This window comes from Pseudomonas sp. Marseille-Q5299 (assembly GCF_943737035.1).
GTDB classification, from domain to species: domain Bacteria; phylum Pseudomonadota; class Gammaproteobacteria; order Pseudomonadales; family Pseudomonadaceae; genus Aquipseudomonas; species Aquipseudomonas putida_E.
In genome coordinates this window covers 706,696-731,002 of the sequence record NZ_CALSFR010000003.1, presented here as the reverse complement: position 1 = coordinate 731,002, position 24,307 = coordinate 706,696, and the positions used below count along the sequence as shown (strand labels likewise).

The 24,307-nt window shown below is 62.7% G+C and carries 27 protein-coding genes; 14 read left to right on the top strand and 13 right to left on the bottom strand.

Going from position 1 to position 24,307, the window contains the following annotated elements:
* Window positions 1-36: 36 nt before the first annotated feature.
* Window positions 37-1,014 (bottom strand): NADPH:quinone reductase, encoded by a 978-nt coding sequence (locus NGJ21_RS12060; RefSeq protein WP_119688011.1) that lies wholly within the window; start codon window positions 1,012-1,014, stop codon window positions 37-39.
* A 134-nt stretch (window positions 1,015-1,148) separates the two neighbouring features.
* Between NGJ21_RS12060 and hemF the strand changes: the two genes are divergently transcribed.
* Both hemF and aroE read left to right on the top strand, forming a co-directional pair.
* Window positions 1,149-2,060 carry an oxygen-dependent coproporphyrinogen oxidase gene (hemF, locus tag NGJ21_RS12055; RefSeq protein WP_046786806.1) on the top strand — a complete coding sequence of 304 codons (912 nt, stop codon included), beginning with the start codon at window positions 1,149-1,151 and terminating at the stop codon, window positions 2,058-2,060.
* Window positions 2,061-2,085: 25 nt separating this feature from the next.
* Complete coding sequence (gene aroE, locus NGJ21_RS12050) at window positions 2,086-2,910, top strand: shikimate dehydrogenase (protein ID WP_046786807.1); 825 nt, start codon at window positions 2,086-2,088, stop codon at window positions 2,908-2,910.
* 91 nt (window positions 2,911-3,001) lie between these two features.
* On the opposite strand, the gene NGJ21_RS12045 is transcribed toward aroE, so the two are convergent.
* The 3 genes from NGJ21_RS12045 to betC all read right to left on the bottom strand — a co-directional run bounded on the left by NGJ21_RS12045 (window position 3,002) and on the right by betC (window position 7,176).
* Complete coding sequence (locus NGJ21_RS12045; protein WP_237859688.1) at window positions 3,002-4,567, bottom strand: SulP family inorganic anion transporter; 1,566 nt, start codon at window positions 4,565-4,567, stop codon at window positions 3,002-3,004.
* Window positions 4,568-4,720: 153 nt separating this feature from the next.
* A complete protein-coding gene (gene choX, locus NGJ21_RS12040) occupies window positions 4,721-5,644 on the bottom strand; it encodes a choline ABC transporter substrate-binding protein (protein ID WP_251962154.1) in 924 nt (307 codons plus the stop codon).
* A 14-nt stretch (window positions 5,645-5,658) separates the two neighbouring features.
* The gene (gene betC / locus NGJ21_RS12035) at window positions 5,659-7,176 is read right to left on the bottom strand and encodes a choline-sulfatase (RefSeq protein WP_251962153.1); all 1,518 of its coding nucleotides are present in this window, start codon (window positions 7,174-7,176) and stop codon (window positions 5,659-5,661) included.
* Window positions 7,177-7,285: 109 nt separating this feature from the next.
* On the opposite strand from betC, the gene NGJ21_RS12030 reads away from it, so the two are divergent.
* Entirely contained in the window at window positions 7,286-8,185 is a 900-nt protein-coding gene (locus NGJ21_RS12030; protein ID WP_115273220.1) for a choline sulfate utilization transcriptional regulator, read from the top strand.
* Window positions 8,186-8,278: 93 nt separating this feature from the next.
* Here the strand turns inward: NGJ21_RS12030 and NGJ21_RS12025 are convergent, their stop codons facing one another.
* Window positions 8,279-8,827: an NAD(P)H-binding protein gene (locus tag NGJ21_RS12025; protein ID WP_046786812.1), complete on the bottom strand. Its 549-nt coding sequence runs from the start codon at window positions 8,825-8,827 to the stop codon at window positions 8,279-8,281.
* Window positions 8,828-8,880: 53 nt separating this feature from the next.
* On the opposite strand from NGJ21_RS12025, the gene NGJ21_RS12020 reads away from it, so the two are divergent.
* A complete protein-coding gene (locus tag NGJ21_RS12020; RefSeq protein WP_012312051.1) occupies window positions 8,881-9,213 on the top strand; it encodes a DOPA 4,5-dioxygenase family protein in 333 nt (110 codons plus the stop codon).
* A 48-nt stretch (window positions 9,214-9,261) separates the two neighbouring features.
* Here the strand turns inward: NGJ21_RS12020 and trpA are convergent, their stop codons facing one another.
* Window positions 9,262-10,071 carry a tryptophan synthase subunit alpha gene (trpA, locus tag NGJ21_RS12015; protein ID WP_251962152.1) on the bottom strand — a complete coding sequence of 270 codons (810 nt, stop codon included), beginning with the start codon at window positions 10,069-10,071 and terminating at the stop codon, window positions 9,262-9,264.
* Window positions 10,068-11,285, bottom strand: coding sequence for a tryptophan synthase subunit beta (trpB, locus tag NGJ21_RS12010; RefSeq protein WP_039603723.1), 1,218 nt, complete (start codon window positions 11,283-11,285; stop codon window positions 10,068-10,070). Before trpB ends, trpA begins: the two co-directional genes overlap by 4 nt.
* Before the next feature lie 110 nt (window positions 11,286-11,395).
* Here trpB and NGJ21_RS12005 point away from each other — a divergent pair, with 110 nt between their 5' ends.
* Window positions 11,396-12,292, top strand: coding sequence for a LysR family transcriptional regulator (locus NGJ21_RS12005; RefSeq protein WP_046786814.1), 897 nt, complete (start codon window positions 11,396-11,398; stop codon window positions 12,290-12,292).
* Here NGJ21_RS12005 and NGJ21_RS12000 read toward each other — a convergent pair.
* Window positions 12,289-12,612 (bottom strand): ElaB/YgaM/YqjD family protein, encoded by a 324-nt coding sequence (locus tag NGJ21_RS12000; protein WP_012312055.1) that lies wholly within the window; start codon window positions 12,610-12,612, stop codon window positions 12,289-12,291. The two genes, NGJ21_RS12005 and NGJ21_RS12000, sit on opposite strands and share 4 nt — an antisense overlap.
* A 150-nt stretch (window positions 12,613-12,762) precedes the next feature.
* Here NGJ21_RS12000 and NGJ21_RS11995 point away from each other — a divergent pair, with 150 nt between their 5' ends.
* On the top strand, window positions 12,763-12,978 hold the full coding sequence (locus tag NGJ21_RS11995) for a dodecin (protein ID WP_012312056.1): 216 nt from the start codon (window positions 12,763-12,765) through the stop codon (window positions 12,976-12,978).
* Between the two features lie 102 nt (window positions 12,979-13,080).
* Window positions 13,081-13,302 carry a DUF1161 domain-containing protein gene (locus NGJ21_RS11990; RefSeq protein ID WP_046786815.1) on the top strand — a complete coding sequence of 74 codons (222 nt, stop codon included), beginning with the start codon at window positions 13,081-13,083 and terminating at the stop codon, window positions 13,300-13,302.
* A 97-nt stretch (window positions 13,303-13,399) separates the two neighbouring features.
* Here the strand turns inward: NGJ21_RS11990 and NGJ21_RS11985 are convergent, their stop codons facing one another.
* Window positions 13,400-14,404: an LLM class flavin-dependent oxidoreductase gene (locus tag NGJ21_RS11985; RefSeq protein ID WP_125924435.1), complete on the bottom strand. Its 1,005-nt coding sequence runs from the start codon at window positions 14,402-14,404 to the stop codon at window positions 13,400-13,402.
* A gap of 154 nt (window positions 14,405-14,558) precedes the next feature.
* On the opposite strand from NGJ21_RS11985, the gene NGJ21_RS11980 reads away from it, so the two are divergent.
* The gene (locus NGJ21_RS11980; RefSeq protein WP_012312059.1) at window positions 14,559-14,984 is read left to right on the top strand and encodes an OsmC family protein; all 426 of its coding nucleotides are present in this window, start codon (window positions 14,559-14,561) and stop codon (window positions 14,982-14,984) included.
* 73 nt (window positions 14,985-15,057) lie between these two features.
* Entirely contained in the window at window positions 15,058-15,288 is a 231-nt protein-coding gene (locus NGJ21_RS11975; protein ID WP_046786817.1) for a DUF1161 domain-containing protein, read from the top strand.
* A gap of 40 nt (window positions 15,289-15,328) precedes the next feature.
* Here the strand turns inward: NGJ21_RS11975 and NGJ21_RS11970 are convergent, their stop codons facing one another.
* A complete protein-coding gene (locus NGJ21_RS11970; RefSeq protein WP_046786818.1) occupies window positions 15,329-15,742 on the bottom strand; it encodes a PA0061/PA0062 family lipoprotein in 414 nt (137 codons plus the stop codon).
* A 55-nt stretch (window positions 15,743-15,797) separates the two neighbouring features.
* Entirely contained in the window at window positions 15,798-16,211 is a 414-nt protein-coding gene (locus NGJ21_RS11965) for a PA0061/PA0062 family lipoprotein (protein ID WP_046786819.1), read from the bottom strand.
* Between the two features lie 84 nt (window positions 16,212-16,295).
* On the opposite strand from NGJ21_RS11965, the gene NGJ21_RS11960 reads away from it, so the two are divergent.
* Window positions 16,296-17,369, top strand: coding sequence for an aminopeptidase (locus NGJ21_RS11960; RefSeq protein ID WP_251962184.1), 1,074 nt, complete (start codon window positions 16,296-16,298; stop codon window positions 17,367-17,369).
* 54 nt (window positions 17,370-17,423) lie between these two features.
* Here the strand turns inward: NGJ21_RS11960 and NGJ21_RS11955 are convergent, their stop codons facing one another.
* Window positions 17,424-18,074, bottom strand: coding sequence for an HAD family hydrolase (locus NGJ21_RS11955; protein WP_161872433.1), 651 nt, complete (start codon window positions 18,072-18,074; stop codon window positions 17,424-17,426).
* Window positions 18,075-18,094: 20 nt separating this feature from the next.
* Window positions 18,095-18,643 (bottom strand): gamma carbonic anhydrase family protein, encoded by a 549-nt coding sequence (locus NGJ21_RS11950; protein WP_039603776.1) that lies wholly within the window; start codon window positions 18,641-18,643, stop codon window positions 18,095-18,097.
* A 102-nt stretch (window positions 18,644-18,745) separates the two neighbouring features.
* Here NGJ21_RS11950 and prlC point away from each other — a divergent pair, with 102 nt between their 5' ends.
* The 4 genes from prlC to NGJ21_RS11930 all read left to right on the top strand — a co-directional run bounded on the left by prlC (window position 18,746) and on the right by NGJ21_RS11930 (window position 24,294).
* On the top strand, window positions 18,746-20,797 hold the full coding sequence (prlC, locus tag NGJ21_RS11945) for an oligopeptidase A (RefSeq protein ID WP_251962151.1): 2,052 nt from the start codon (window positions 18,746-18,748) through the stop codon (window positions 20,795-20,797).
* Window positions 20,794-21,075: a YheV family putative zinc ribbon protein gene (locus NGJ21_RS11940; protein ID WP_046786820.1), complete on the top strand. Its 282-nt coding sequence runs from the start codon at window positions 20,794-20,796 to the stop codon at window positions 21,073-21,075. The genes prlC and NGJ21_RS11940 overlap by 4 nt, the downstream gene beginning before the upstream one ends.
* 100 nt (window positions 21,076-21,175) lie before the next feature.
* On the top strand, window positions 21,176-23,170 hold the full coding sequence (locus NGJ21_RS11935) for a M3 family metallopeptidase (protein WP_251962150.1): 1,995 nt from the start codon (window positions 21,176-21,178) through the stop codon (window positions 23,168-23,170).
* A 65-nt stretch (window positions 23,171-23,235) separates the two neighbouring features.
* Window positions 23,236-24,294 carry a PA0069 family radical SAM protein gene (locus tag NGJ21_RS11930; protein WP_251962149.1) on the top strand — a complete coding sequence of 353 codons (1,059 nt, stop codon included), beginning with the start codon at window positions 23,236-23,238 and terminating at the stop codon, window positions 24,292-24,294.
* Window positions 24,295-24,307 lie beyond the last annotated feature (13 nt).

The following is a 24,307-nucleotide window of genomic DNA, read 5'->3' as shown; positions in this document are numbered from 1 at the left end:
CTATCTCAAAGGCTCTAAAAGCGCCAAGCCAGGCACTCAAGGCAACAAAACAGTCGAACCCACCGTCCGCCGCGCCGACAGTTCGCTCTGCGCCTTGGCCGCCTCGCTCAACGGATACCGCTGCTGGATATCCACAACCACCTTGCCACTTGCGATCACCGCAAACAGGTCATCCGCCATGGCCTGGGTGTTCTCGGCATTGTTGGCATAACTGGCCAAGGTCGGCCGTGTGACATACAACGACCCTTTCTGCGCCAGGATCCCCAGGTTCACCCCGCTCACGGCGCCCGACGCATTGCCAAAGCTCACCATCAAGCCGCGCGGTTGCAGGCAGTCCAGCGAGGTCAGCCAGGTGTCGGCACCCACGCCGTCATACACCACCGGGCACTTTTTGCCATCGGTCAGCTCCAGCACCCGCTTGGCCACATCCTCGCGGCTGTAGTCGATGGTCTCCCAGGCGCCCAGTGCCTTGGCCCGCTCTGCTTTCTCGGCCGAACTGACGGTACCGATCAGCTTGGCCCCCAGCGCCTTGGCCCATTGGCACGCGAGCGAGCCGACGCCCCCGGCGGCGGCGTGGAACAGGATCACCTCGCCCGGCTGCACGGCGTAGGTCTGCTTGAGCAGGTACTGCACGGTCAGGCCCTTGAGCATCACCGCCGCCGCCTGCTCGAAGCTGATGTTGTCGGGCAGCTTGACCAGGTTGGCCTCCGGCAAGGTGTGCACCTCGCTGTAGGCACCCAGCGGGCCGCCGCCATAGGCCACGCGGTCGCCCACTTTCAGGCGGGTGACGCCCTCACCTACCGCCTCGACTACCCCGGCACCCTCGGTGCCCAGGCCTGAAGGCAGCGCAGGCGGGGCATACAGCCCGCTGCGGAAATAGGTGTCGATGAAGTTCAAGCCGATCGCATGGTTACGCACTCGAACCTGCTGCGCCCCGGGCGGTGCCGGGTCGAACTCCACCAGCTGCAATACTTCCGGGCCGCCATGCTGGCTGAACTGGATACGCTTGGCCATCTCGCACTCCTGTTGTCGGGATCGGGAAAGGCCTTCTATCGGACGCCTTTGCTTGATCGCCGTCAACTGCGGCGCGCCAGCTGCCGGTGGTATGCTACGCGGCGAATTCTTCCCTGCCCGTTCCTGGTGACCCGATGACTAGCCGCACCGAGGCCGTGAAAGCCTACCTGCTCGACCTGCAAGACCGCATCTGCTCTGCCCTCGAAACCGAGGACGGGGGCGCCCGCTTCGTCGAGGATGCCTGGGTGCGCGAAGCCGGTGGCGGGGGCCGCACGCGGGTGATCGGCGACGGCAAGCTGATCGAGAAAGGCGGCGTCAACTTCTCCCACGTGTTCGGTAGCGGCCTGCCTCCGTCGGCCAGCGCCCACCGCCCCGAGCTGGCAGGCCGTGGCTTCGAGGCCTTGGGCGTGTCGCTGGTGATCCACCCGCATAACCCGCACGTGCCGACTTCCCACGCCAACGTGCGTTTCTTCATCGCCGAAAAAGAAGGTGAAGAGGCTGTGTGGTGGTTTGGCGGCGGCTTCGACCTGACCCCCTACTACGGCAACGAGGAAGACTGCATCCACTGGCACCGTGTGGCCGAGCAGGCCTGCGCGCCGTTCGGCGCCGACGTGTACCCGCGCTACAAGGCCTGGTGCGACCGTTACTTCCACATCAAGCACCGTGGCGAGCCGCGCGGTATCGGCGGGCTGTTCTTCGATGACTTGAACGAGTGGGGCTTCGATACCTGCTTCGCCTTCATCCGCGCCATCGGCGATGCCTACGTCGACGCCTACCTGCCGATCGTCCAGCGCCGCAAGGACACGCCCTATACCGCTGAGCAGCGCGAGTTCCAGGAGTACCGCCGCGGGCGCTATGTGGAGTTCAACCTGGTGTATGACCGTGGCACCCTCTTCGGCCTGCAGTCCGGTGGCCGTACCGAGTCGATCCTGATGTCGCTGCCGCCGCAAGTGCGCTGGGGCTACGACTGGAAGGCCGTACCTGGCAGCGAAGAAGCGCGCCTGACCGAGTACTTCCTGCAAGACCGCGATTGGCTTGCACAGTAAGCTTGTGGATAACCGAGGAGCCCTCATGGACCAGTACGTCGTATTTGGTAACCCAATCGGCCACAGCAAGTCGCCGTTGATTCACCGCCTGTTCGCCGAACAGACCGGCCAGGACCTGGAGTACGCCACCCTGCTGGCGCCGCTTGACGAGTTCAGCGACTGCGCCCGGGGCTTTTTCAAGCAAGGCAGTGGCGCCAACGTGACCGTGCCATTCAAGGAAGAGGCCTACCGCCTGTGTGACAGCCTCACCCCGCGCGCCCAACGGGCCGGGGCGGTGAACACCTTGAGCAAGCTGGCCGATGGCTCGCTGCGGGGCGATAACACTGATGGCGCGGGCCTTGTGCGCGACCTTACAGTGAATGCCGGGGTTGAACTGACTGGCAAACGTATTCTGATCCTTGGCGCCGGGGGCGCAGTGCGCGGCGTGCTGGAGCCGATCCTGGCGCATGACCCTCAGTCCTTGGTAATTGCCAACCGCACACTGGAAAAGGCCGAGCAGCTGGCACGCGAGTTCGATGAGATGGGGCCGGTGATGGCCAGCGGTTTCGCCTGGCTGCACGAGCCGGTGGACGTGATCATCAACGCCACGTCGGCGAGCCTGTCCGGCGAGCTGCCGCCGATTGCCGACAGCCTGGTCGAGGCCGGGCGCACCGTGTGCTACGACATGATGTATGGCAAGGAGCCGACGCCATTCTGCCAGTGGGCCAGCAAGCTGGGGGCGGCCAAGGTGCTGGATGGGCTGGGCATGTTGGCAGAGCAGGCGGCGGAGGCGTTCTTCATCTGGCGTGGGGTACGTCCGGAAACGGCGCCGGTGCTGGCTGAGTTACGCCGGCAGCTCGCTCGGGGCTGAGATTTATGGGGCCGCTTTGCGGCCCATCGCCGGCAAGCCAGCCCCTACAGGTACAGCGCCGGCCTCAGGCCTTGGCAAGCAGCCCCGACGATCACTCCGCAAATTGGATGGGGCAAAGCTCCACCCCTTCCAGCTTCTGCAATTCCTCGACCACCTGCGGCCTTGCCCGAAGCAAGGTCAGGCTCCCTCCGGCCCGGCGCAACCGCCGTGCCTCGCGGTGCAACATGTCCACACCCGAGTAATCGATGAAATTCACCTGGCGTGCATCGATCACCACATGCGGGCCCTGGCAACGCTGCAGGCGCACCTGCAGGTAGTGCGCCGCACCGAAGAAGATCGACCCGCCCACCCGCAGCACGTCGGCCTGCCCTTCGCGGCTCTGCTGTACGCGTGGCCGTGAAGTGCGCTTGAGGTAGAAGAACAGCGAAGCCAGCACACCGGCATAAATCGCTGTCTGCAGCTCCAGCAGCAAGGTTGCTGCAGCGGTCAGGGCCATAACCAGGAACTCCGACCGGCTGACCCTGAACAGCGCACGGATGCCCCGGTGGTCCACCAGGCCCCAGCAGATCAGCAGGATACTGCCGGCCATGGCCGGTATCGGCAGGTGTGCGATCAACCCTGCACCGGTGACGGCGAACAGCGCCACCCAAAGCGCCGAGAACACCCCGGCCATGGGCGAACGGGCGCCAGCGTCGTAGCTAAGCCCAGAGCGGGTGAAGGAGCCAGAAGACAGGTAGCCTGAAAAGAATGAACCGACGATGTTCGACATACCTTGGGCGCGGATTTCCTGGTCGGCGTCGATCAGCTGTTCGGAGCGTGCCGACAGCGAACGGGCAATCGACAGGCTGGTTACCAGGCCCAGCATGCCCACCGCTACGGCACTGGGCAGCAGGCGCAGTATCAGCTCCACATCCAGTAGCGGCAGTGGGCTGAGTGGGGGGAGCTGGCCGGTGAACGCTGGCACCCGCGGTACATGGCCAAAGAAACCAGGCAGCGACCAGGCCACCAGGCTGATTACGATGAGGCTTATCAACAGGCTCGGCCAGCGTGGCCGCCAAAGTTTGAAGGCCACACCGACAAGGACGGTGCTCAAGCCCAGTATCAGGGACGGCAAGTCGACCTCACCAGCATGGCTTGCCAGGTCTTGTACTGTTTTAAACGCCGTGGCCTGGCTCGGCAAATCCATACCCAGCAGGTTGGGTAACTGGCCGAGGGCAATGACGATGGCGGCGCCCAGGGTGAAGCCAAGCACCACCGAATGGGAAACGAAGTTGACCAGTGCGCCGAAGCGCAGCAGCCCGAGCAGCAACTGGAAGATGCCAGCGAGGAAGGTCAGCAGCAGCACGAGGGTCACGTAATCGGCACTACCGGCCACCGCCAAGGGGCTGATGCTGGCGTAAAGGACGATGGAGATGGCGGCGGTCGGCCCGCAAATCAGGTACCAGGACGAGCCCCACAGGCAGGCGACCAGTACCGGCACGATGGCCGCATAAAGACCGTATTCGGCAGGCAGGCCGGCGATCAGGGCGTAGGCGATCGATTGCGGCAGGGCAAGGATGGCACCGCTCAGGCCGACCAGCAGGTCCTCGCGCAGGCTGCGGCCCGATTGACGGGGCAGCCAGGTCAAGAAGGGCAGCAGGTGGTTTAAGCGGGGCATGGGCAGTTCCTGATTCAAAAGCGCAGGCGAGGGCTTTGCCCTCGTTTCGCGACACAAGGCCGCTCCTACGCCAAATCGTACCCTGCGTGTAGGAGCGGCCTTGCGTCGCGAATGGGCCGCAACGCGGCCCCAGCAACCTAACAGATAAACCAATCAGAGTTTGGCGTTGACAGCCTCTTTGGCATCGCCGCCAGAAGTGGTGGTCACTCCATCAAGCCATTTTTGAAGCAGATCTGGATGCGCCTTGACCCACGCCTTGGCCGCTTCATCGAAACTGATCTTTTTATCCACAACCTCCGCCATGATGCTGTTTTCCATGTCCAGGGTGAATGTCAGGTTACCCAACAATTTTGCGGGGTTAGGGCAGGCTTGTGGATAACCTTTGCGCGTCAGGGTATAGACCTCACCCTTGCTGCCAAACCACTTCTCCCCGCCCGTCAGGTAATGCATCTTCAGTTTCACGTTCATCGGGTGCGGGGTCCAGCCCAGGAAGGTGATGAACTGCTTCTTCTTCACGGCGCGGTCGACCTGCGCCAGCATTGCCTGTTCGCTCGATTCGACCAGCTTCCATTGGCCGAGGTCGAATTCATTCTTGTCGATGATCTGCTTCAGCGACAGGTTGGCGGGCGCGCCTGAGCCGATTCCGTACAGCTTCTTGTCGAACTGATCGGCATGCTGTTGCAGGTCGGCGAAGCTCTTCACGCCGGCATCCCACACGTAATCGGGCACCGCCAGGGTGAACTCGGTGCCTTCAAGGTTGCGCGACAGCTGCTGCACATCGCCATTGGCAACGAACTTGTCATGAAAACCCTGATGCGCCGGCATCCAGTTACCCAGGAAGGCATCGACCTTACCGTCCTTGAGGCCGCCGTAGATGATCGGCACCGCCAGGCTGTCGATCTTCACCTGGTAGCCCAGGCTCTCCAGAAGCAAGCGGGCGATGGCGTTGGTGGTGGCGATATCGCTCCAACCAGGGTCGGCCATCCTTACGGTGCTGCATTGCGCGTCTTCGGCGTGGGCCGTGGCGGTGCCCAGGCTCAGGGCCAGGGCGAACACGATGGTGGAGAACTTCTGCATGGCGGCTTCTCTTCTCAATCCAGGGGTGCGGGCTGTGGATAACGTGCCTTGCGCTCGAGGTCGTCGAGATCGATGTGGTTGCGCATGTACTGTTGGCTGGCATCCACCAGCGGTTGGTGGTCCCAGCTTTTAAGTTTGCCGATGGCCAGCGCTTCGGCCACCAGGCGGCGGCGCCGCTGGCTGGCCAGTACCTGCTGGCGCAGGCTGGGGATATCCCAGCGCTGGCGTGCTTCGTCGACAAATGCCTGCAGCAGCACCTGATGGTCCGGGCTGCCGGTGAGGTTCTCCCGCTCGTGCGGGTCGCGGCTCAGGTCATAGAGTAAACATGGGTCGTCTTCGCTGTACACGAACTTGTACGAGCCACGGCGGATCATCATCAATGGTCCGACGGTACCCTCGGCCATGTACTCGCCGATCACTTGGTCGTGGCCACCCTGCCCTTGCAAGTGGCCGAGCAGCGATTGCCCATCCAGATGCAAGCTTTTATCCACAGTACCGCCGGCAAGCTCGACCAGCGTCGGCAGCAGGTCGCAGGTCGATACCGAGGCACTGACCCGGGCCGGGGCGAAGCGCTTGGGCGCGTGGACCAGCAGCGGCACCCGCGCCGACATCTCGAACCAGTGCATCTTGTACCAGAGCCCGCGCTCGCCAAGCATGTCGCCGTGATCGCCAGAGAAAATGACCAGGGTGTCGTCGGCCAGGTCGCACTCCTCCAGGGTCTGCAACAGCTGGCCGATGTTGTCGTCGATGTAGCTGCAGGCACCGAAGTAGGCACGGCGTGCATCGCGGATCTTGTCCACAGGCAGGGGCTTGTTCCACAGGTCGTACACCTTGAGCAGGCGCTGTGAGTGCGGGTCGAGTTCGTGCTGGCCGAACTCGGCGCGGGGCATTGGGATATCCACACCCTCGTAGCGATCCCAGTAGCGCTTGGGGATGGTGTACGGGTCGTGGGGGTGGGTCATGGACACGGTGAGGCAGAACGGCCGACCATCGTTCTCGCGGACATGGTCGTAAAGGTACTGGCGGGCCTTGAATACCACTTCTTCGTCGAAATCCAGCTGGTTGGTACGCACGCAAGGGCCGGCCTGCAATACCGATGACATGTTGTGATACCAGCTTGCGCGCTCGTCCGGGGCATCCCAGTTAACTGCCCAGCCGTAGTCGGCGGGGTAGATGTCGCTGGTCAAGCGTTCTTCGTAGCCGTGCAACTGGTCCGGGCCGCAGAAATGCATCTTGCCCGACAGCGCGGTGCGGTAGCCGAGCCGGCGCAGGTAGTGGGCGTAGGTCGGGATATCGGCCGGGAAGTCGGCAGCGTTGTCGTAGGCGCCAATACGGCTGGGCAACTGGCCGCTTACCAGGGTAAAGCGCGAGGGTGCGCACAGCGGGCTGTTGCAGTAGGCCGAATCGAACACCACCGCCTGATCGGCCAGGCGGCTCAGGTGGGGCATCTGGATTGGTGAAGGGCCATATATCGGCAAGAGCGGCGCGGCCATCTGGTCGGCCATGATGAACAGGATATTCGGGCGCGTCATGGTTGGCTTCCATCGTTGAAGGTTATGCGAATAGCTTGCCTATCAAGATGCGACTGCAAGTAACATGGGTAAAGCCCATGGCGGGCAATGTCTGGGATTAGTTAAGCTTATGTTTGATCACCTGACCGACTTGTCGCTCGACGCACTGCGCGTTTTCGAGGCCGCTGCCCGCTTGCGTGGTTTCACGGCTGCGGCCCTGGAGTTGGGCACTACCCAGCCGGCGGTAAGCCAGCAGATCAAACGGCTGGAGGCTCGGTTGAACACGCGTCTGTTTGACCGTATCTACCGCGGCATCGCGCTGACCGATGCCGGGCAGGTATTGTTCGAGCAGGTTCATCAAGGCCTGCAGGCCATGGATGACGGCATTGCCCTGGCCAGCGGGCGCAGCCAGCGCGAGGTGCTGCAGGTGGCCACCGACTTTGCCTTCGCAGCGTTCTGGCTGATGCCGCGGTTGCAGCGGTTTCACGAGGCTTATCCACAGGTGGACGTTAGCCTGGTGACCGGTGAGCGCAGCCAGGGGATGCTGCGGCCGGACATCGATGTGGCGGTGTTGTTTGGGGATGGGCGGTTCCATCAAGGCGAGAGCCGCTGGCTGTTCGATGAAGAAGTATTCCCGGTCTGCAGCCCTCGACTGACTCGTGGCAAACCCTTGTCAGCCGTGGCTTTGCAACGTTTGCCACTGCTTCATCTGCGCGGCGAGCAGGCCAGCCGCTGGTTCGACTGGGCGGGGGTGTTTCGTGGCTTTGGCGTGGAAAGCCCGCCGCCGCCCGGGCAGCTACGGTTCGATAACTACACGCTGTTGGTCCAGGCGGCAATTGCCGGGCAAGGGGTGGCGATCGGCTGGCGGCATCTGGTCGATGGGCTGGTCGAGCAAGGGTTGCTGTGCCGGCCGCTGGAGGGGAGCTTGCGCTCGACGCGGGGGTATTACGTAGTGTTGCCGCCGCGCAAGCGGCGTGGGGCGCTGATCGAGCGGTTTGTGGGTTGGCTGGAAGATGAGCGGAATCAGTGATTGGGCCTGCTGCGCAGCCCATCGCCGGCAAGCCAGCTCCCACAGGTCCGTGGCAGGACTTGAGCTCGCGCAGTACCTGTAGGCCCCGGTGCTCTACGTCACGAAGTTCAGATGCTCGCCCCGATGCAGATCCAGCTCGAGCATATCGGCCATCCCCGCCGCCATTCGCTCCAGGTCCATGAGTGCCTGTGGCGCATTGATCAGCGTCCAGTGCAATGGGCTGCGTTGCAGCGCATCCACAACCTGGTCCACGCACTCACGTTCTGCTTCGGTGTACTTGCCCGGCGCATCCAGCACATCGAAATCGCCCACCAGCAGCACCCGGCGTATAGTCGTGCGAGAAAGCCCGGCCACCAACGCTTCGCTCATCTGCCCTTGCGCTGCAAGGTCACCCGGCGCCAGCGCCGACAACAGGGCAATCACCGCCGAGCCCCCTGCTGCGCCCTGCTCCGCCTGGTCGGCATCACCCAGCCCGCCTAGCTTGAAATGCAGGCCCGGGCGCGGCGCATGGCGGTTGAGGTCATCGACCACGGCAGTGACCTCGTGCTGACGTGACAGCAACTCGACCATCAGGGCACTGCCCAGGCTGCTTTGAGCCCCGAACAGCACCAGCTTGAACACTGGGGTTTCGGCATTTTTCACTGCATCACTCCCTTTGCGGGTGGGTGATGGTTTGACCGCAATCAGGAGACATCGTGCAGAGGATCAAGGGCTATCACGCCCACGTTTATTACGACGCATCGACTATCGAGCAAGCGCGTGAGCTGTGCGAGGAGGCGGCGCGGCTGTTCCCCGTGACCATGGGGCGCATGCATGAGAAGCCGGTAGGGCCGCACCCGGACTGGAGCTGCCAGCTGGCGTTCGGGCCGGAGGTGTTGGGGGTGGTATTGCCGTGGTTGGCGTTGTATCGCAAGGGGTTGGTGGTGTTTCTGCACCCGCTGACTGGGGATGAGCTGGCGGATCACCGCGATCATGCGATCTGGATGGGGGCTTTGCGGCCTTTGAAATTATCGGTTTTTGGCGGTTAGCGATGTGTTGGCTTCTTCGCGGACAAACCCGCGAAGAAGCCACACGGCTCAGCGCCGAGCGCCGCGCACGCCTTCAGCCAGCGCAGAGCACAGGCTCAATACATCGGCAACAGCCTGATCGGCGTCTTTGGCCTGGGCGATCTTGTCGACCAGCGCCGAACCTACCACCACGCCATCAGCCAGGCGCGCAATCGCTGCGGCCTGCTCTGGCGTGCGAATGCCGAAGCCAACGCTGATCGGCAGGTCGGTATGCCGACGCAGGCGGGCGATTGCTTCGGTGACGTGCTCGGTGGTTGCCGAGCCGGCGCCGGTCACGCCTGCCACCGACACGTAATAGACGAACCCCGAGCTGCGCTCCAGCACCCGTGGCAGGCGCACATCGTCGGTGGTCGGGGTGGTCAGGCGAATGAAGTCGATGCCAGCGGCCTGGGCCGGGGTAGCGAGCTCAGCATCGTGCTCCGGCGGCAGGTCGACGATGATCAGGCCATCGACACCCGCTTCTTTGGCTTCTGCGACGAATTTCTCTACGCCAAAGCGGTGGACCGGGTTGTAGTAACCCATCAGCACGATCGGTGTGGCCTGGTTGTCGACGCGGAATTCACGCACCATCTGCAGGGTCTTGGCCAGGTTCTGGCCTGCTTCCAGCGCACGCAGCGTGGCCAGCTGGATAGCTACGCCATCGGCCATCGGGTCGGTGAACGGCATGCCCAGTTCGATCACATCGGCACCGGCCGCCGGCAGGCCCTTGAGGATCTGCAGCGAGGCATCGTAGCCAGGGTCGCCGGCAGTGACGAAGGTGACCAGTGCGGAGCGGCCTTCGGCTTTCAGCTCGGCAAAGCGTTGTTCAAGACGGCTCATGCCTGTTTCTCCTGGGCGGCCATGTGGTTCATCACGGTTTGCATGTCTTTGTCGCCACGGCCTGACAGGCAGATGACCATCAGGTGGTCCTTGGGCAGGTTTGGCGCGCGCTTGATCGCTTCAGCCAGGGCGTGCGAGGTTTCCAGGGCCGGGATGATGCCTTCCAGGCGGCAGGTGGCGTGGAACGCGTCGAGGGCCTCATCGTCGGTGATGCTGACGTACTCCACACGCTTCACTTCATGCAGGTAGGCATGCTCGGGGCCGATGCCCGGGTAGTCGAGGCCGGCCGAAATCGAGTGGGCGTCAGTGATCTGGCCGTCACCGTCCTGCAGCAGGTAGGTGCGGTTGCCGTGCAGCACGCCGGGTACGCCACCGTTGAGGCTGGCCGCATGCTTGTCGGTGTGCACGCCATGGCCACCGGCTTCCACACCAATGATCTTGACGCTCTCGTCTTCGAGGAATTCGTGGAACAGGCCCATGGCATTGGAGCCACCGCCAACACAGGCAATCAGGCTGTCGGGCAGGCGGCCTTCCTTCTCTTGCAACTGGGCGCGGGTCTCTTTGCCGATGATCGACTGGAAATCGCGAACCATTGCAGGATACGGGTGCGGGCCGGCCACGGTACCGATCAGGTAGAAGGTGTCGTCGACGTTGGTGACCCAGTCGCGCAGGGCTTCGTTCATGGCGTCTTTCAATGTGCCGGTGCCGGCTGTAACCGGAACGATCTCGGCGCCCAGCAACTTCATGCGGAACACGTTGGCCTGCTGGCGCTCGATGTCGGTGGCACCCATGTAGATCACGCAGGGCAGCCCGAAGCGTGCGGCGACGGTGGCAGTGGCCACGCCGTGCATGCCGGCGCCGGTTTCGGCGATCAGGCGTTTTTTGCCCATGCGCTTGGCCAGCAGCACTTGGCCGATGCAGTTGTTCACCTTGTGCGCGCCGGTGTGGTTGAGCTCTTCACGTTTGAAGAAAATCTTGGCGCCGCCGCAATGCTCGGTCAAGCGCTCGGCGAAATACAGCGGGTTGGGGCGGCCGATGTAGTCGCGCTGGAAGTAGGCCAGTTCTTCGAGGAACTTGGGGTCGGCCTTGGCGGCTTCATATTCGCGGGCCAGATCCAGCACCAGCGGCATCAGGGTTTCGGCCACATAGCGGCCACCGAACGAGCCGAACAGGCCGTTGGCGTCGGGGCCGGGGCGGTATTGGGACTGGGTCATGGGGCGCTCCAGGGCGTAATGAATGAGTGATGGGCTTTACTCTAACCACGGCAAGCCCGGCTGAAAACCGATAAGATTGCGCAAACCTGTCAGGAAAACTCACACGTCAAATGGCCCACGACCTCCCTCCCCTGAACGCCCTGCGGGCCTTCGAAACCACCGCCAGGCTCAATAGCGTCAGCCAGGCTGCCGAAGCGCTGCATGTGACTCATGGCGCCGTGAGCCGGCAGATCAAGGTGCTGGAGGAACACCTGGGCGTGGCCTTGTTCGTCAAGGACGGGCGCGGCATCAAACTCACAGATGCCGGCGTCAGGCTGCGTGATGCCAGTGGTGAGGCGTTCGACAGGCTGCGCAGTGTCTGCGCCGAACTCAGCCGGGATGTCAGCGAGGCGCCATTCGTGCTGGGGTGCTCGGGTAGCCTGCTGGCGCGATGGTTCATTCCCCGGCTTGGGCGCCTGAAGGCGGATTTGCCAGAGCTGCGCCTGCATCTGTCAGCAGGGGAAGGCGACCTTGATCCGCGTCGGCCGGGGCTCGATGCGCTGCTGGTGTATGCCGAACCCCCTTGGCCTGCGGACATGCAGGTACATGTACTGGCCGAAGAGCGTATCGGGCCTGTGTTGAGCCCACACTTTACCGGTTTCGAGCGGTTGCGCAGTGCGCCCGCCGTGGCGCTGCTGGACGAAGCCTTGCTGCATACCACTTCACGCCCGCAGGCGTGGCCGACCTGGGCCGGACAACAGGGGTTGGACCCGGCTGCACTGCAGTATGGGCAGGCCTTCGAGCATTTGTATTACCTGCTGGAGGCGGCCGTGGCAGGGCTGGGGGTGGCTATCGCACCGCAGCCGCTGGTGGCGGATGACTTGCGTGCCGGGAGACTCAGCGCACCGTGGGGCTTTTCCCCTACTGCAGCGGCGCTGGCGCTGTGGGTGCCACGGCGCGCCGCAGACGGGCGCGCCGAGCAGCTGGCGCAGTGGCTGCGCCGCGAACTGGAGCGGCAGGCAGGTTAGTTGCGGCGGTATAACAGGTAGGCCGCGAGCAGGCCGAGCGCGCCGATGGCTACGCCAGCAGTGGTCACCGGGTGCTCCTGAGCATAATCACGGGTTGCGATACCGGTCTGGCGGGTGCGGGTCTTTACTTCCTCATAAGCATCGCTAAGCAGGCTGCGCGAGTGTTTCAACGCGCTTTCGGCGTTGCTGCGGATTGCCTTCACGGACTTCTGCGACTCCTCCGACGCATCATGCTTGAGGCTCTCCAGGCTCTTAAGGAGGCTTTCGATCTCCGCTTCCATGCTTTCCAGGGATGTTTTACGCAGCGAATTGCGGTGCATGGTGACTCTCCTTTGCAGTATGGACTGTATGGATTGCGACTGCGGCCCGGGGCGAAAGTGCGATCGAACTTTCGCCCAGCCTGACGGCTCGCAGGTAAACCAGGCCGGCACTGCTAGGCTCAATTTCACTGTCACCCAAGGAGAGCGCTCATGACCGATCATCACACCTACAAGAAGATCGAGCTGGTAGGTTCCTCGACCACCAGCATCGAAGACGCCATCAACAATGCGTTGGCCGAAGCGGCCAAGAGCATCAAGCATCTGGAATGGTTCGAAGTGGTCGACACCCGTGGCCACATCGAAGGTAACAAGGTGGCGCACTTTCAGGTCACGCTCAAAGTGGGCTTTCGCATCGCCAATAGCTGAAACAGGGTCGGGCTGGCAACGGCCGGCGTGATGGCGTTATACAGACAGGGGCGCCTTTGCCGGCGCCCTTTCCCATTTTCATCTGCACAAGGAAAGCGAGTGATGAAGAAACTGATTCTGGCGGTGGGCCTGATGATGCTGGCGGGTGGCGCGCTGGCGGCGGGCAAGCCTTGCGAGGAGCTCAAGGCCGAGATTGCCGCGAAGCTGGATGCCAAAGGTGTGAAGGGCTACACACTGGAGATCGTCAGTAAGGGCGATCCCGCTGGCAAGGTTGTGGGGAGCTGTGAAGGTGGCAGCAAGGAAATTGTCTACCGGCGTGGTTGAGCGCTGGCCCAACCGCCAGCAAGCCTGCCCCACTGCGTTTCCAATATCTCGCGGCCTTGGAGTTCCCAGTGGGAGCCGGCTTGCCGGCGATTGGGGCCTACTCAGATTTCAAGGCTTGCGCCAACAATTCATAAGACCTGATCCGGTCCTCATGCTCATACAGGTCGCAGGTAAAGATCAGTTCGTCCGCCCCGGTCTGCTCCAGTAGCACCTCGACCTTGGCCCTCACCTTCTGCGGGCTGCCGATCATCGCCAGGCCCAGGAAACTACCCACCGCATCGCGCTCATGTGGCAGCCACAACCCATCCATGCTCGGTACCGGCTTGCGCTGCATCAGGCTCTGCCCGCGTATCAGGGCAAGAATACGCTGGTACACCGAAGTGGCCAGGAACTCGGCCTTGTCGTCGGTTTCGGCCACCACCATCGGAATGCCCAGCATCACGTAAGGCTTGTCGAGCGTGGTAGAGGGCTTGAAATGGTCGCGGTAGATACGGATCGCCTCATGCATGTAGCGCGGCGCGAAGTGCGAGGCGAAGGCGTAGGGCATGCCGCGCATGCCGGCCAGCTGTGCGCTGAACAGGCTGGAGCCCAGCAGCCACATCGGCACCTCGGTGTCGTGGCCAGGTACGGCGATCACTTTTTGATCATCTGTGCGCGGGCCCAGGTAGCGCGACAATTCTTCGACATCGTCCGGGAAATCGTCGGCGCTGCCCGAACGCTCCCGGCGCAGGGCGCGTGCGGTCATCTGGTCGGAGCCCGGCGCACGGCCCAGGCCCAGATCGATACGCCCTGGATAAAGGCTGGCCAACGTGCCGAACTGCTCGGCGATCACCAAGGGGGCATGGTTGGGCAGCATGACGCCACCCGAGCCGACACGGATGGTTGAAGTACCCCCCGCCAGGTAACCGATCAGCACCGAGGTCGCGGAGCTGGCGATGCCGTCCATGTTGTGGTGTTCGGCAACCCAGAAGCGGTTGTAGCCAAAGCGCTCGACATGCTGGGCCAGGTCCAGCGAATTGCGCAACGCTTGCGCCGGGCCGGAGTCGGCCCGCACTGGCACCAGGTCGAGGGTGGAAATTTTCAGGTCACGCAGCTGCGTCATTGGAGCCTCCGCAAAAGTGATTGGCCGAAGGCCTTTTAAACTCTGTATGGGCACATTCGGAAGATTCAATGCTTGCGGTGCGATTGATCTGAACTTGCCGAAGGTGAGTAGCCTCTGAACCCATAGATACGTAACCGAGTGACCAGGAGGCATCATGAAAAAGACTGCATCGGCGATCTGGCAAGGTGGCCTGAAGGACGGCAAAGGCGTTATTTCGACTGAAAGCGGCGCGCTAAAGCAGAACCCCTATGGTTTCAACACCCGCTTCGAAGGCTCGCCCGGCACCAACCCAGAGGAGTTGATCGGCGCGGCCCATGCCGGCTGCTTCTCGATGGCGCTGTCGATGATGCTCGGCGAGGCGGGCCTGACGCCCGACCGTATCGATACGATCGCTGAAGTGACCCTGGAAAAACAGCCTGATGGCTTTGCCATCACTGCTGTGCACCTGGTGCTGAAGGCCAAGGTTCCTGGCGCGAGTGAAGCCCAGTTCCTTGACATTGCCAACAAGGCCAAAGCAGGCTGCCCGGTGTCCAAGGTGTTGAACGCGAAGATCAGCCTGGACGCCACCCTGGTGGGCTAAGCGGCGCAACAGCTTCGGTTTGCTGTAGTCTAAACAGCATCGGCAGCGCAGCTGCCCATCCAGGAGCCGTGCCATGATACGCGTCGCAATCGCCGTGTTGGCGTCTCTGTTGGCCACATCTGCCGTGGCGGCGGTCAAGCCGTGTGAGGAACTGAAGGCCGAGATCGAAGCCAAGATCCAGGCTCAGGGTGTGCCGTCGTACACGCTGGAGATCGTGCCCAACAGTGAGGTCAAGGATCAGAACATGATCGTTGGCAGCTGTGATGGCGGGACCAAAAAGATCATTTATCAGAAGAACGAATGATCGCCAATTGAAACCGGGGCTGGTAAGCAGCCCCCCGGTTTCAGGGAATGCAGAACACATTGCTGGGTTCGTTGACCACCACTGTGCGGTTGGCGTCGTACAGCAGCACCTGTGGTTCCATTACTGGTGCACGCGCCTCCAGGCGATAGCGTTCGCCTGCCTTGAAATCGTCAAAGCGCACGGTCAGGTAACAGGTCCGATCCCTGGGCTGGCTCATCATGCCGCCCCCGTAGATTTCATAATCGAAGCGCACCACCAGTTCGTGCTTGCCAGGTGTGACCTGGAAGTAACGGCCGTCCTCCAGGCGCTTGCCATCGAGCTTGTCCGCCATGATGACTCGGCCGGGCGTGATGGTGTAGAGGTCGACCCAGGCCTGCTTGGGGTCTACGGGGGGCAAGGGGCTGGCGCATGCCCCCAATGCACTGAGGGCCATCAGCATCATGGGCTGGCGCATGGCGAAACTCCCACTTGCGATTCACAAGTTACAAGCATAGCGCCGTTTGCGGGCTTCAGGTGCGTTGGCAGCCCGCCGGCAGGCCTTGGCTGAGCAGTTTCTGCTGGTGGTCATAGAGCTTGATCCAGGGCCGGAAGCCGATGCTGCCTGCTTGCAGTTGATAACGCTGGCCGGCGTTGAAGCCCTTGAAGGTCAGATTGAGCTGGCAGTCGCGCCACAACGGTTCCCCGACCGGGCCGATATTGCTGGGTGTGACCGGGAACTGGTAGCGGACGGTCAGCTCGTGGCTGCCGGGCTGAACCTCGAAATAGCGGGTGTCTGCCCAATCGCGCTCGTCCACCTGCACCGCGTGCAGCGAGGTTTCGTCGTGCGGGGTGAGATCGATCCATGCCTGGTTCGGGTCCGGGTCGGGCAGGGTCGAACAGGCAGACATCAGCAGCATTGAGCTGGCGATGAACAGTGCACGCATGGCGAAACTCCCCCTTGGCGAGATAGTCTTGGAGCGCATCGGCCGTGAGCGAATGGATAGCCCAAGATGGTCTGGTTTTTTCTTTTGAAGCGCTCAGGCCCTGGGCCACTCGACCGCGTTTTCAGCACTTTGGTTCCCGTGCTGGGCGCCTTTCTGCTCAGTGGTTGCAGCAGCCTTGCCTATTACGGCCAGTTGGCCGATGGCCAGTGGCAACTGTTGCGTGCACGTCAGCCGGTGGAGCGAGTACTCGCCGACCCGGCCACCAGCCCGCAGTTGCGGGCCCGTCTGCAACACGCCGAGCAGGCGCGGCTGTTCGCCAGCAAACGACTGGGCCTGCCGGACAACGGCAGCTATCGGGTGTATGCCGACCTTGGGCGGCCCTATGTGGTGTGGAATGTGTTTGCTACGCCTGAGCTCTCGCTGCAACCGGTGACGCACTGTTTCCCTGTTGCCGGTTGCGTCGCCTACCGCGGTTATTACCAGCAGGGCGCGGCCCGCGGCGCGGCGGCGGTGATGCGTCAGGCGGGCATGGATGTCTATGTGAGCGGTGTCGAGGCGTATTCGACGCTTGGCTGGTTCGACGACCCGATCCTGTCGTCGATGGTCGGCTGGGGTGATGAGCGCCTGGCCACGTTGATCTTCCACGAACTGGCGCATCAGCGCGTCTATGTGCAGGACGACACGGAGTTCAACGAGTCCTTCGCCACGTTCGTCGAGCAGGAAGGAACGCGGCAATGGCGCGCCGCCCGTGGGCTTGAAGCGACTCAGGGTGAGCAGAGCCTGCAGCGTGACCAGTTCATACGGCTGATTCTGGCCAGCCGCGAGCGGCTGCAGGCGCTCTATGCCGGGCCGCTGGATGATGCGCACAAACGTGCGGCCAAACAGGCAGAATTCGACCGGTTGAGGCGCGATTATCGCCAGGTTCGAGATAGCCAGTGGGCTGGGGACAAGCGTTATGACGCCTGGATGTATGGGCCGATGAGCAATGCCAAGCTATTGCCGTTTGGGCTGTATGACCAATGGGTGCCGGCGTTTGCGGCGGTGTTTCGCGAGGCTGGGGGGGATTGGGTACGCTTCTATCAGAAGGTAGAAGCGCTAGGACGGTTGCCGGCCGAACAGCGCAAGGCGGTGTTGGCTCGATTGGTGGCGAGTCAGTGAGCGCTGGGGCCGCTTAGCGGCCCATCGCCGGCAAGCCGGCCCTTACATACGCGCTCAGGCCTTGATGAACGCCTGATGCATCTCAGCCAAGGTGGCGTAGTGGAATTCAGGCGTGTGGGCCTTCAGTTCTTCTTCGCTGCCGAACCCATACCCCACTGCCACTGCCTGCAACCCATTGCTGCGCGCCCCGATCAGGTCGTGCTTGCGGTCGCCGATCATCAGGGTCTGCGCCGGGTCCAGCCCTTCCTCGTCCAGCAGGTGGCGAATCAGCTCGACCTTGTTGGTGCGGGTGCCGTCCAGTTCGCTGCCGTAAATCACCTTGAAGTGATGATCGAAGGCGAAGTGCCTGGCGATCTCACGGGCGAATTCCCAGGGCTTGGACGTCGCGATGTAAAGCGTGCGGCCCTGACCGTTCAGGGCCTGGAGCAGTTCCGGCACACCTTCGAAGACCAGGTTTTCGTAAAGGCCTGTGACACGGAAGCGTTCCCGGTAAAAATTCACCGCCTCCCACGCCTTGGCTTCATCGAAGCTGTAGAACTGCATGAAGGCCTGTAGCAGGGGTGGGCCGATGAAGTGCTCGAGGCGCGCCAGGTCCGGCTCGTCGATGCCCAGTTTGGCCAGAGCGTACTGGATCGAACGGGTAATGCCCAGGCGCGGGTCGGTCAGGGTGCCGTCAAGGTCGAAAAGGATATTCTGCTGGTGCATGGTGGTCTCGGTAGTCAGGTTCATTCCGGGCGGTCGTAGCCTTCGGCCAGGTGCTGGTCCTTGAGCTTCACGTAGTTACCGGCGCTGTAAGGGAAAAAGGCGCGTTCCTTGTCGGTCAGTGGCCGTGCCTGCTTTACCGGGCTGCCCACATACAGGTAGCCGCTCTCCAGGCGCTTGCCGGGCGGCACCAGGCTACCGGCACCGATGATCACCTCGTCTTCGACGATGGCGCCATCCATGATCGTGCTGCCCATGCCGACCAGAATGCGGTTGCCAAGGGTACAGCCATGCAGCATGACTTTGTGGCCGATGGTCACTTCGTCGCCGATGATCAGCGGGAAGCCGTCCGGGTTGAACGGGCCGGCGTGGGTAATGTGCAGCACACTGGCGTCCTGCACGCTGGTCCTTGCACCGATGCGGATGCGGTGCATGTCGCCGCGAATCACCGTCAAAGGCCATACAGAGCTGTCTTCACCGATTTCCACGTCACCCAGAACCACTGCCGAACGGTCGACGAAGGCCCGTGGCCCAACTTTCGGAGTGTGTTGCTGGAAGCTACGAATGGCCATGATAGGGTCTCTCATCTGTGCCGATAGGCAGGCTGCCTGCTGCGGTCGGCGTCGATTGTAATTAAGATGGGGCAGTGTTTCTTCTGCCAAGGTAGCCAAACCGTGAGTGCGAACAACCCGCTTCTGCAGTCTTATGATCTGCCGCCCTTCTCGGCGATCCGTGCCGAACACGTGCTGCCGGCGATCGAAGAGATCCTGGCCGATAACCGTAAAGCCATTGCCCAGATCCTCGAAAAGCAAGGCAAGAACCCCACCTGGGCCGGCCTGGTGCTGGCCATGGACGAGCTCAATGACCGCCTGGGCGCTGCCTGGAGCCCGGTCAGCCACCTCAATGCGGTGTGCAACAGCAAAGAGCTGCGTGAGGCCTACGAGTCCTGCCTGCCGGCGCTCAGTGCCTACTCTACCGAACTGGGCCAGAACCGTGCGCTGTTCGAGGCCTATGAGGCACTGGCCAACAGCCCTGAGGCCGCAGGTTTCGATGTGGCGCAAAAAACCATCCTCGAGCATGCACTGCGTGACTTCCGCCTGTCGGGCATCGACCTGCCACCCGCCCAGCAGCAGCGTTACGCCGAGGTGCAGAGCAAGCTCAGCGAGTTGGGCAGCCGTTTCTCCAACCAACTGCTCGACGCCACCCAGGCCTGGACCAAGCACGTTACCGACGAAGCCGCGCTTGCCGGCCTGACCGATTCGGCCAAGGCGCAGATGGCTGCTGCCGCCCAGGCCAAAGGCCTCGATGGCTGGCTGATCACCCTGGAATTCCCCAGCTACTATGCGGTGATGACCTACGCCAGTGACCGCGCCCTGCGTGAAGAGCTGTACGCGGCCTACTGCACCCGCGCCTCCGACCAGGGCCCGAATGCCGGCCAGTTCGACAACGGCCCGGTGATGCGCGAGATCCTCGACCTGCGCCAGGAACTGGCCGGGCTGCTGGGCTACAAGAACTACGCCGAGCTGAGCCTGGCCACCAAGATGGCTGAGTCCAGCGATCAGGTGCTGAGCTTCCTGCGCGACCTGGCCAAGCGTTCCAGGCCGTTTGCCGCCCAGGACCTGGCGCAGCTCAAGGCCTATGCCGCCGAGCAAGGTTGCCCCGAGCTGGCCAGTTGGGACGCCGGTTACTTCGGTGAGAAGCTGCGCGAGCAGCGCTACAGCGTGTCCCAGGAAACCCTGCGCGCCTACTTCCCGATCGACAAGGTGCTGTCCGGCCTGTTCAGCATCGTCCAGCGCCTGTACGGCATCGAAATCGCCGAGCTCAAGGGTTTCGACAGCTGGCACCCGGACGTACGCCTGTTCGAAATCAAGGAAAACGGCCAGCACGTCGGCCGCTTCTTCTTCGACCTCTATGCCCGCGCCAACAAGCGTGGCGGTGCCTGGATGGATGGTGCCCGCGACCGTCGCCGTACCGCTGGTGGTGAGCTGCAAAGCCCGGTGGCCAATCTGGTGTGCAACTTCACGCCCGCTGCGCCTGGCAAGCCTGCGTTGCTGACCCACGACGAAGTCACGACCCTGTTCCACGAATTCGGCCACGGCCTGCACCACCTGCTGACCCGTATCGAGCATGCTGGCGTGTCTGGCATCAATGGCGTGGCTTGGGATGCGGTCGAGTTGCCGAGCCAGTTCATGGAAAACTGGTGCTGGGAGCCGGAAGGCCTGGCACTGATCTCCGGCCATTACGAAACGGGGGCTGCCCTGCCCCAGGACCTGCTGGACAAGATGCTGGCGGCGAAGAACTTCCAGTCCGGCATGATGATGGTGCGCCAGCTGGAGTTCTCGCTGTTCGACTTCGAGCTGCACGCCAGCCACGGCGACGGCCGCAGTGTGCTGCAGGTGCTTGAAGGCGTGCGCGACGAGGTGACGGTCATGCGCCCACCGGCGTACAACCGCTTCCCGAACAGCTTTGCGCACATCTTCGCTGGCGGTTACGCGGCGGGCTACTACAGCTACAAATGGGCCGAAGTACTGTCGGCTGATGCCTTCTCACGGTTCGAGGAAGAAGGCGTGCTCAACGCCGAGACAGGCCGCGCCTTCCGCGAGGCCATTCTGGCCCGTGGCGGTTCGCGCGAGCCGATGGTGCTGTTCGTCGACTTCCGTGGCCGTGAGCCTTCCATCGATGCATTGCTGCGCCACTGTGGGCTGAGTGAGGGCGCGGCGGCATGAGCGAGGTAGCTGTGAACAAAACCAAGAAGCGCTTCATCGCCGGGGCGGTCTGCCCGGCGTGCAGTGAGCCGGACAAGCTGATGATGTGGAGCGAAGACGACGTGCCGCACCGTGAGTGCGTAGCCTGTGGCTTCACCGACACCTTGAATGAACAGGGCCTGTCGGTACCCAAGGAACTTGGGACGCGGGTCAACCACCTGGCGCCCAAGGCGGCGCCGGCCAAGGTGCAGACGGTGCAGTTCTTCCCCAACCCGAAGCTCAAGAAACCGGCCGAGTAAGGCCTGCCCGCCTGCGTCGGGGTGGTAGATATTCAAGCCTCTACCGCTCCGCCAGGCAGGCATGCTCGCCCGCTCATGAACCTGAGCAAGGCGATGCACCATGAACAATCCCCTCCTGCAAAGCAGCAACGCCCCTATTGATTTCCCTTCGATAACCCTGCAAAACATGGCCGCTGCTTTCGACCATGTGCTTTCGGCGCATGAGCAAGGTATCGCGCGCATCATCGAACGACAGCAGGCACAGCCCACCTGGGACGACCTGGTGCTCGCCGTGGATGAGCTGGACGCGCAGTTGTCGGGCACGTTGTATACCGTCATCCCGCTCGTGGGCCGGGACCAGGACTGGGCCGAATCCATTCTGGGGTTCTATGGCAGAACAGTTGCGCGTTTCGAGCAGAAAGATACCGACAGCAGGCTGCATGCCTTGTATGAACGGTTGGCGCGCAGTGACATCGGCATCAACCTGGCCGCGATGAAGCGCGCTACCTTGCGCTGGCATCTCGACAGGTTTGCAACCAGTGGCGCAGCGTTGGACGAACACGACAAAGCCCGCCTCGCCGAGCTGCAAGCGCAGATCGGTACGTTGCGGGAGGCCTTTGTGCGCGATATCGACCGGCCGGGGTTGCTGATCGAGGACGAGGCCGAACTGATTGGTCTTTCGCAACGGTTGCGAGATGAGCTGGCCGCCCGGGCCAGCGAGGCTGGCTTGCAAGGTTGGCTGGTTGCCTGTGAAAGCGCCCCAACCGAGGCGGTGCTTCGGCAAGCGAAGCACCGCCCCCTGCGCGAAAAGCTCTACCGCGCCTTCCACACCCGTGGGGTCGATAATGACCTGCAGGAGGACAACGGTACGCGTTTGCAGCGTTTGGCCGAACTGCTGGATGACAAAGCCCGCCTGCTCGGCTTTGCCAGCCACCTCGAGCTGAGCCTGAGTACCAAAAGTGCCGGCTCGGTCAGCGCTGTTCGGGGTTTTCTGCAAACCCTCGCAGCCAGCGTACGACCCGCCCTGCAACGATGGCGTGAGGGCGTTGGGCAGAAGGCGCTCGTGCAGGGCCTCACGCGCGTGCAGCCTTGGGATGTCATTCACCTGCAGGCATTGCCGGCGCATGCGCAACCGAGTGAGGTGTTTCGCGAGCACTTCCCCTTGAGTGCCGTGGTCACTGCACTGGCCCGGCTGGCGCAGCAGCTGTTTGGGCTTGAGCTGCGTCCAGCCCGAATGCCTGCCTGGGATGCCAGCGTGCAGACCTTCGAAGTCTGGCAAGACCAAGCGCCTATCGGCCTGTTCTATCTGGACGCCGTGCAACACGCCGGGAAACAGGCTGACGCCGTGTTCACCACGTACGTGCGCAACCGGCGTATTGATGCCGAGGGTATCTACCATGCAGCGGTGGTGGTGGTTAACAGTGACATCCCCGCAGCGTTGGGCGAGAGTGAGCCGCTTTTGGACCACCTGGCATTGCGCAAGCTTTATCACGAGTTTGGCCATGCCTTGCATCACTTGCTGGTCCGCACCAGCAACAATGTCATGTCCAATGTTTCGGAGCTGGGCACCGATGGCATGGAACTGTTCGGCAAGTTGGTGGAGCGCTGGGTGTGGGATGCAGGCTACCTGGCCAGCATCGCCGTGCCGGACCAGTCTGGCAGTAGACTGAGCACGGCTGGCGCTGCAGCGTACCTGAAACAGTTCAAGCAGCAGGGGATCGAGGAAATTGGCCGCGACCTGAGCCTGGCGCTGTTCGACCTGGACCTGCACGGCACGCCGTATGACGGCAGAACGCTCGAGCAGCGGCTCGACGATGCCCGGGAGCGATGCGGCTATTGGCCATTGGCAGATTTCGAGCACCCCGCGCATGCCTTCGACCATCTGGTCAGCGGATACGATGCTGGCTATTACGCTTACCTGTGGGCCGATGTGCACGCGTTTGACCTGTTTACCCGTTTTGAAACGAACGGTTTGCTTGACCGCGCAACGGGCCAGGCGCTTGCGCAGGCATTGTTCGAGCCCGGCGCTTCGCGGCCACTGCGCGAGGGCCTTGAAGCCTTCCTTGGGCGCGCCCCAAGCCATGCCCCCTACCTGAGTTGGCACGGGCTGGCCTGACCGGAGGTGCTGGCAAGATGAGCCTTGCCCCTATACTGTTCATATATACAGCATAGGGCTTGGCGATGAATCCTCCAGCACCACAGAAAGGCCGTGGGACGGCGCATAATCCACACAACCGCTTCGCCCCGAGCCATTCGGTGGCTGAGGATGACGGCTGGCATCAGGAGGTTCCATTGACCCAAGGCACCGAGGTGCGGGTTGAAACGGCCAAGACGATCATCAGCCGCAACACCTCACCCGACCTGCCCTTCGATCGCTCCATCAATCCCTACCGAGGCTGCGAGCATGGTTGCATCTACTGCTATGCCCGCCCCTCGCACGCCTATTGGGACTTGTCCCCAGGGCTGGATTTCGAAACCAAACTGATCGCCAAGACCAATGCCGCCGAGGTGCTTGCCGAGCAACTCAGCAAGCCGGGCTATGTGTGCGCCCCCATCAACCTGGGTGCCAACACAGACCCCTACCAGCCGATCGAACGTGAGCACCTATTGACCCGGCGCTTGCTGGAAGTGTTGTTGCGTTTTCGCCACCCGGTGACCATCGTCACCAAAGGTTCGCTGGTATTGCGTGACCTGGATTTGCTGGCCGAAATGGCCAGCCAGCGGTTGGTGCGGGTGATGATCAGCCTGACCACGCTGGACGACGGCCTCAAGCGGGTGCTCGAGCCGCGTGCGGCCTCGCCCAAGGCCAGGTTGCGGGCAATCCGGGTGCTGCGCGAGGCGGGTGTGCCGGTGGGCGTGTTGTGTTCGCCGATGATTCCCATGATCAACGACAGCGAACTGGAGCACCTTTTGGACGCCGCCAAGGAGGCTGGCGCGCAGAACGCAGCCTACATGATGTTGCGCCTGCCGCTGGAAGTGGCACCGCTGTTCGAGCAGTGGCTGCAGGACCATTACCCGCAGCGCGCCAGCCATGTGTTGAGCCTGATTCGCCAGAGCCGGGGTGGCGAGCTGTATGACAGCCGCTTCGGTGCGCGCATGCGTGGTGAGGGTATTTTCGCAGAGCTGCTGGCGCAACGCTTTGCCAAGGCCATGCGCAAGCTGGGCATGGAGGGGCGGGAGGGGCAAATGCTGGATTGTTCGGCGTTCTGTCCCCCCGGTGGGCAAATGGCATTGTTTTGACCCTCAATGCAAC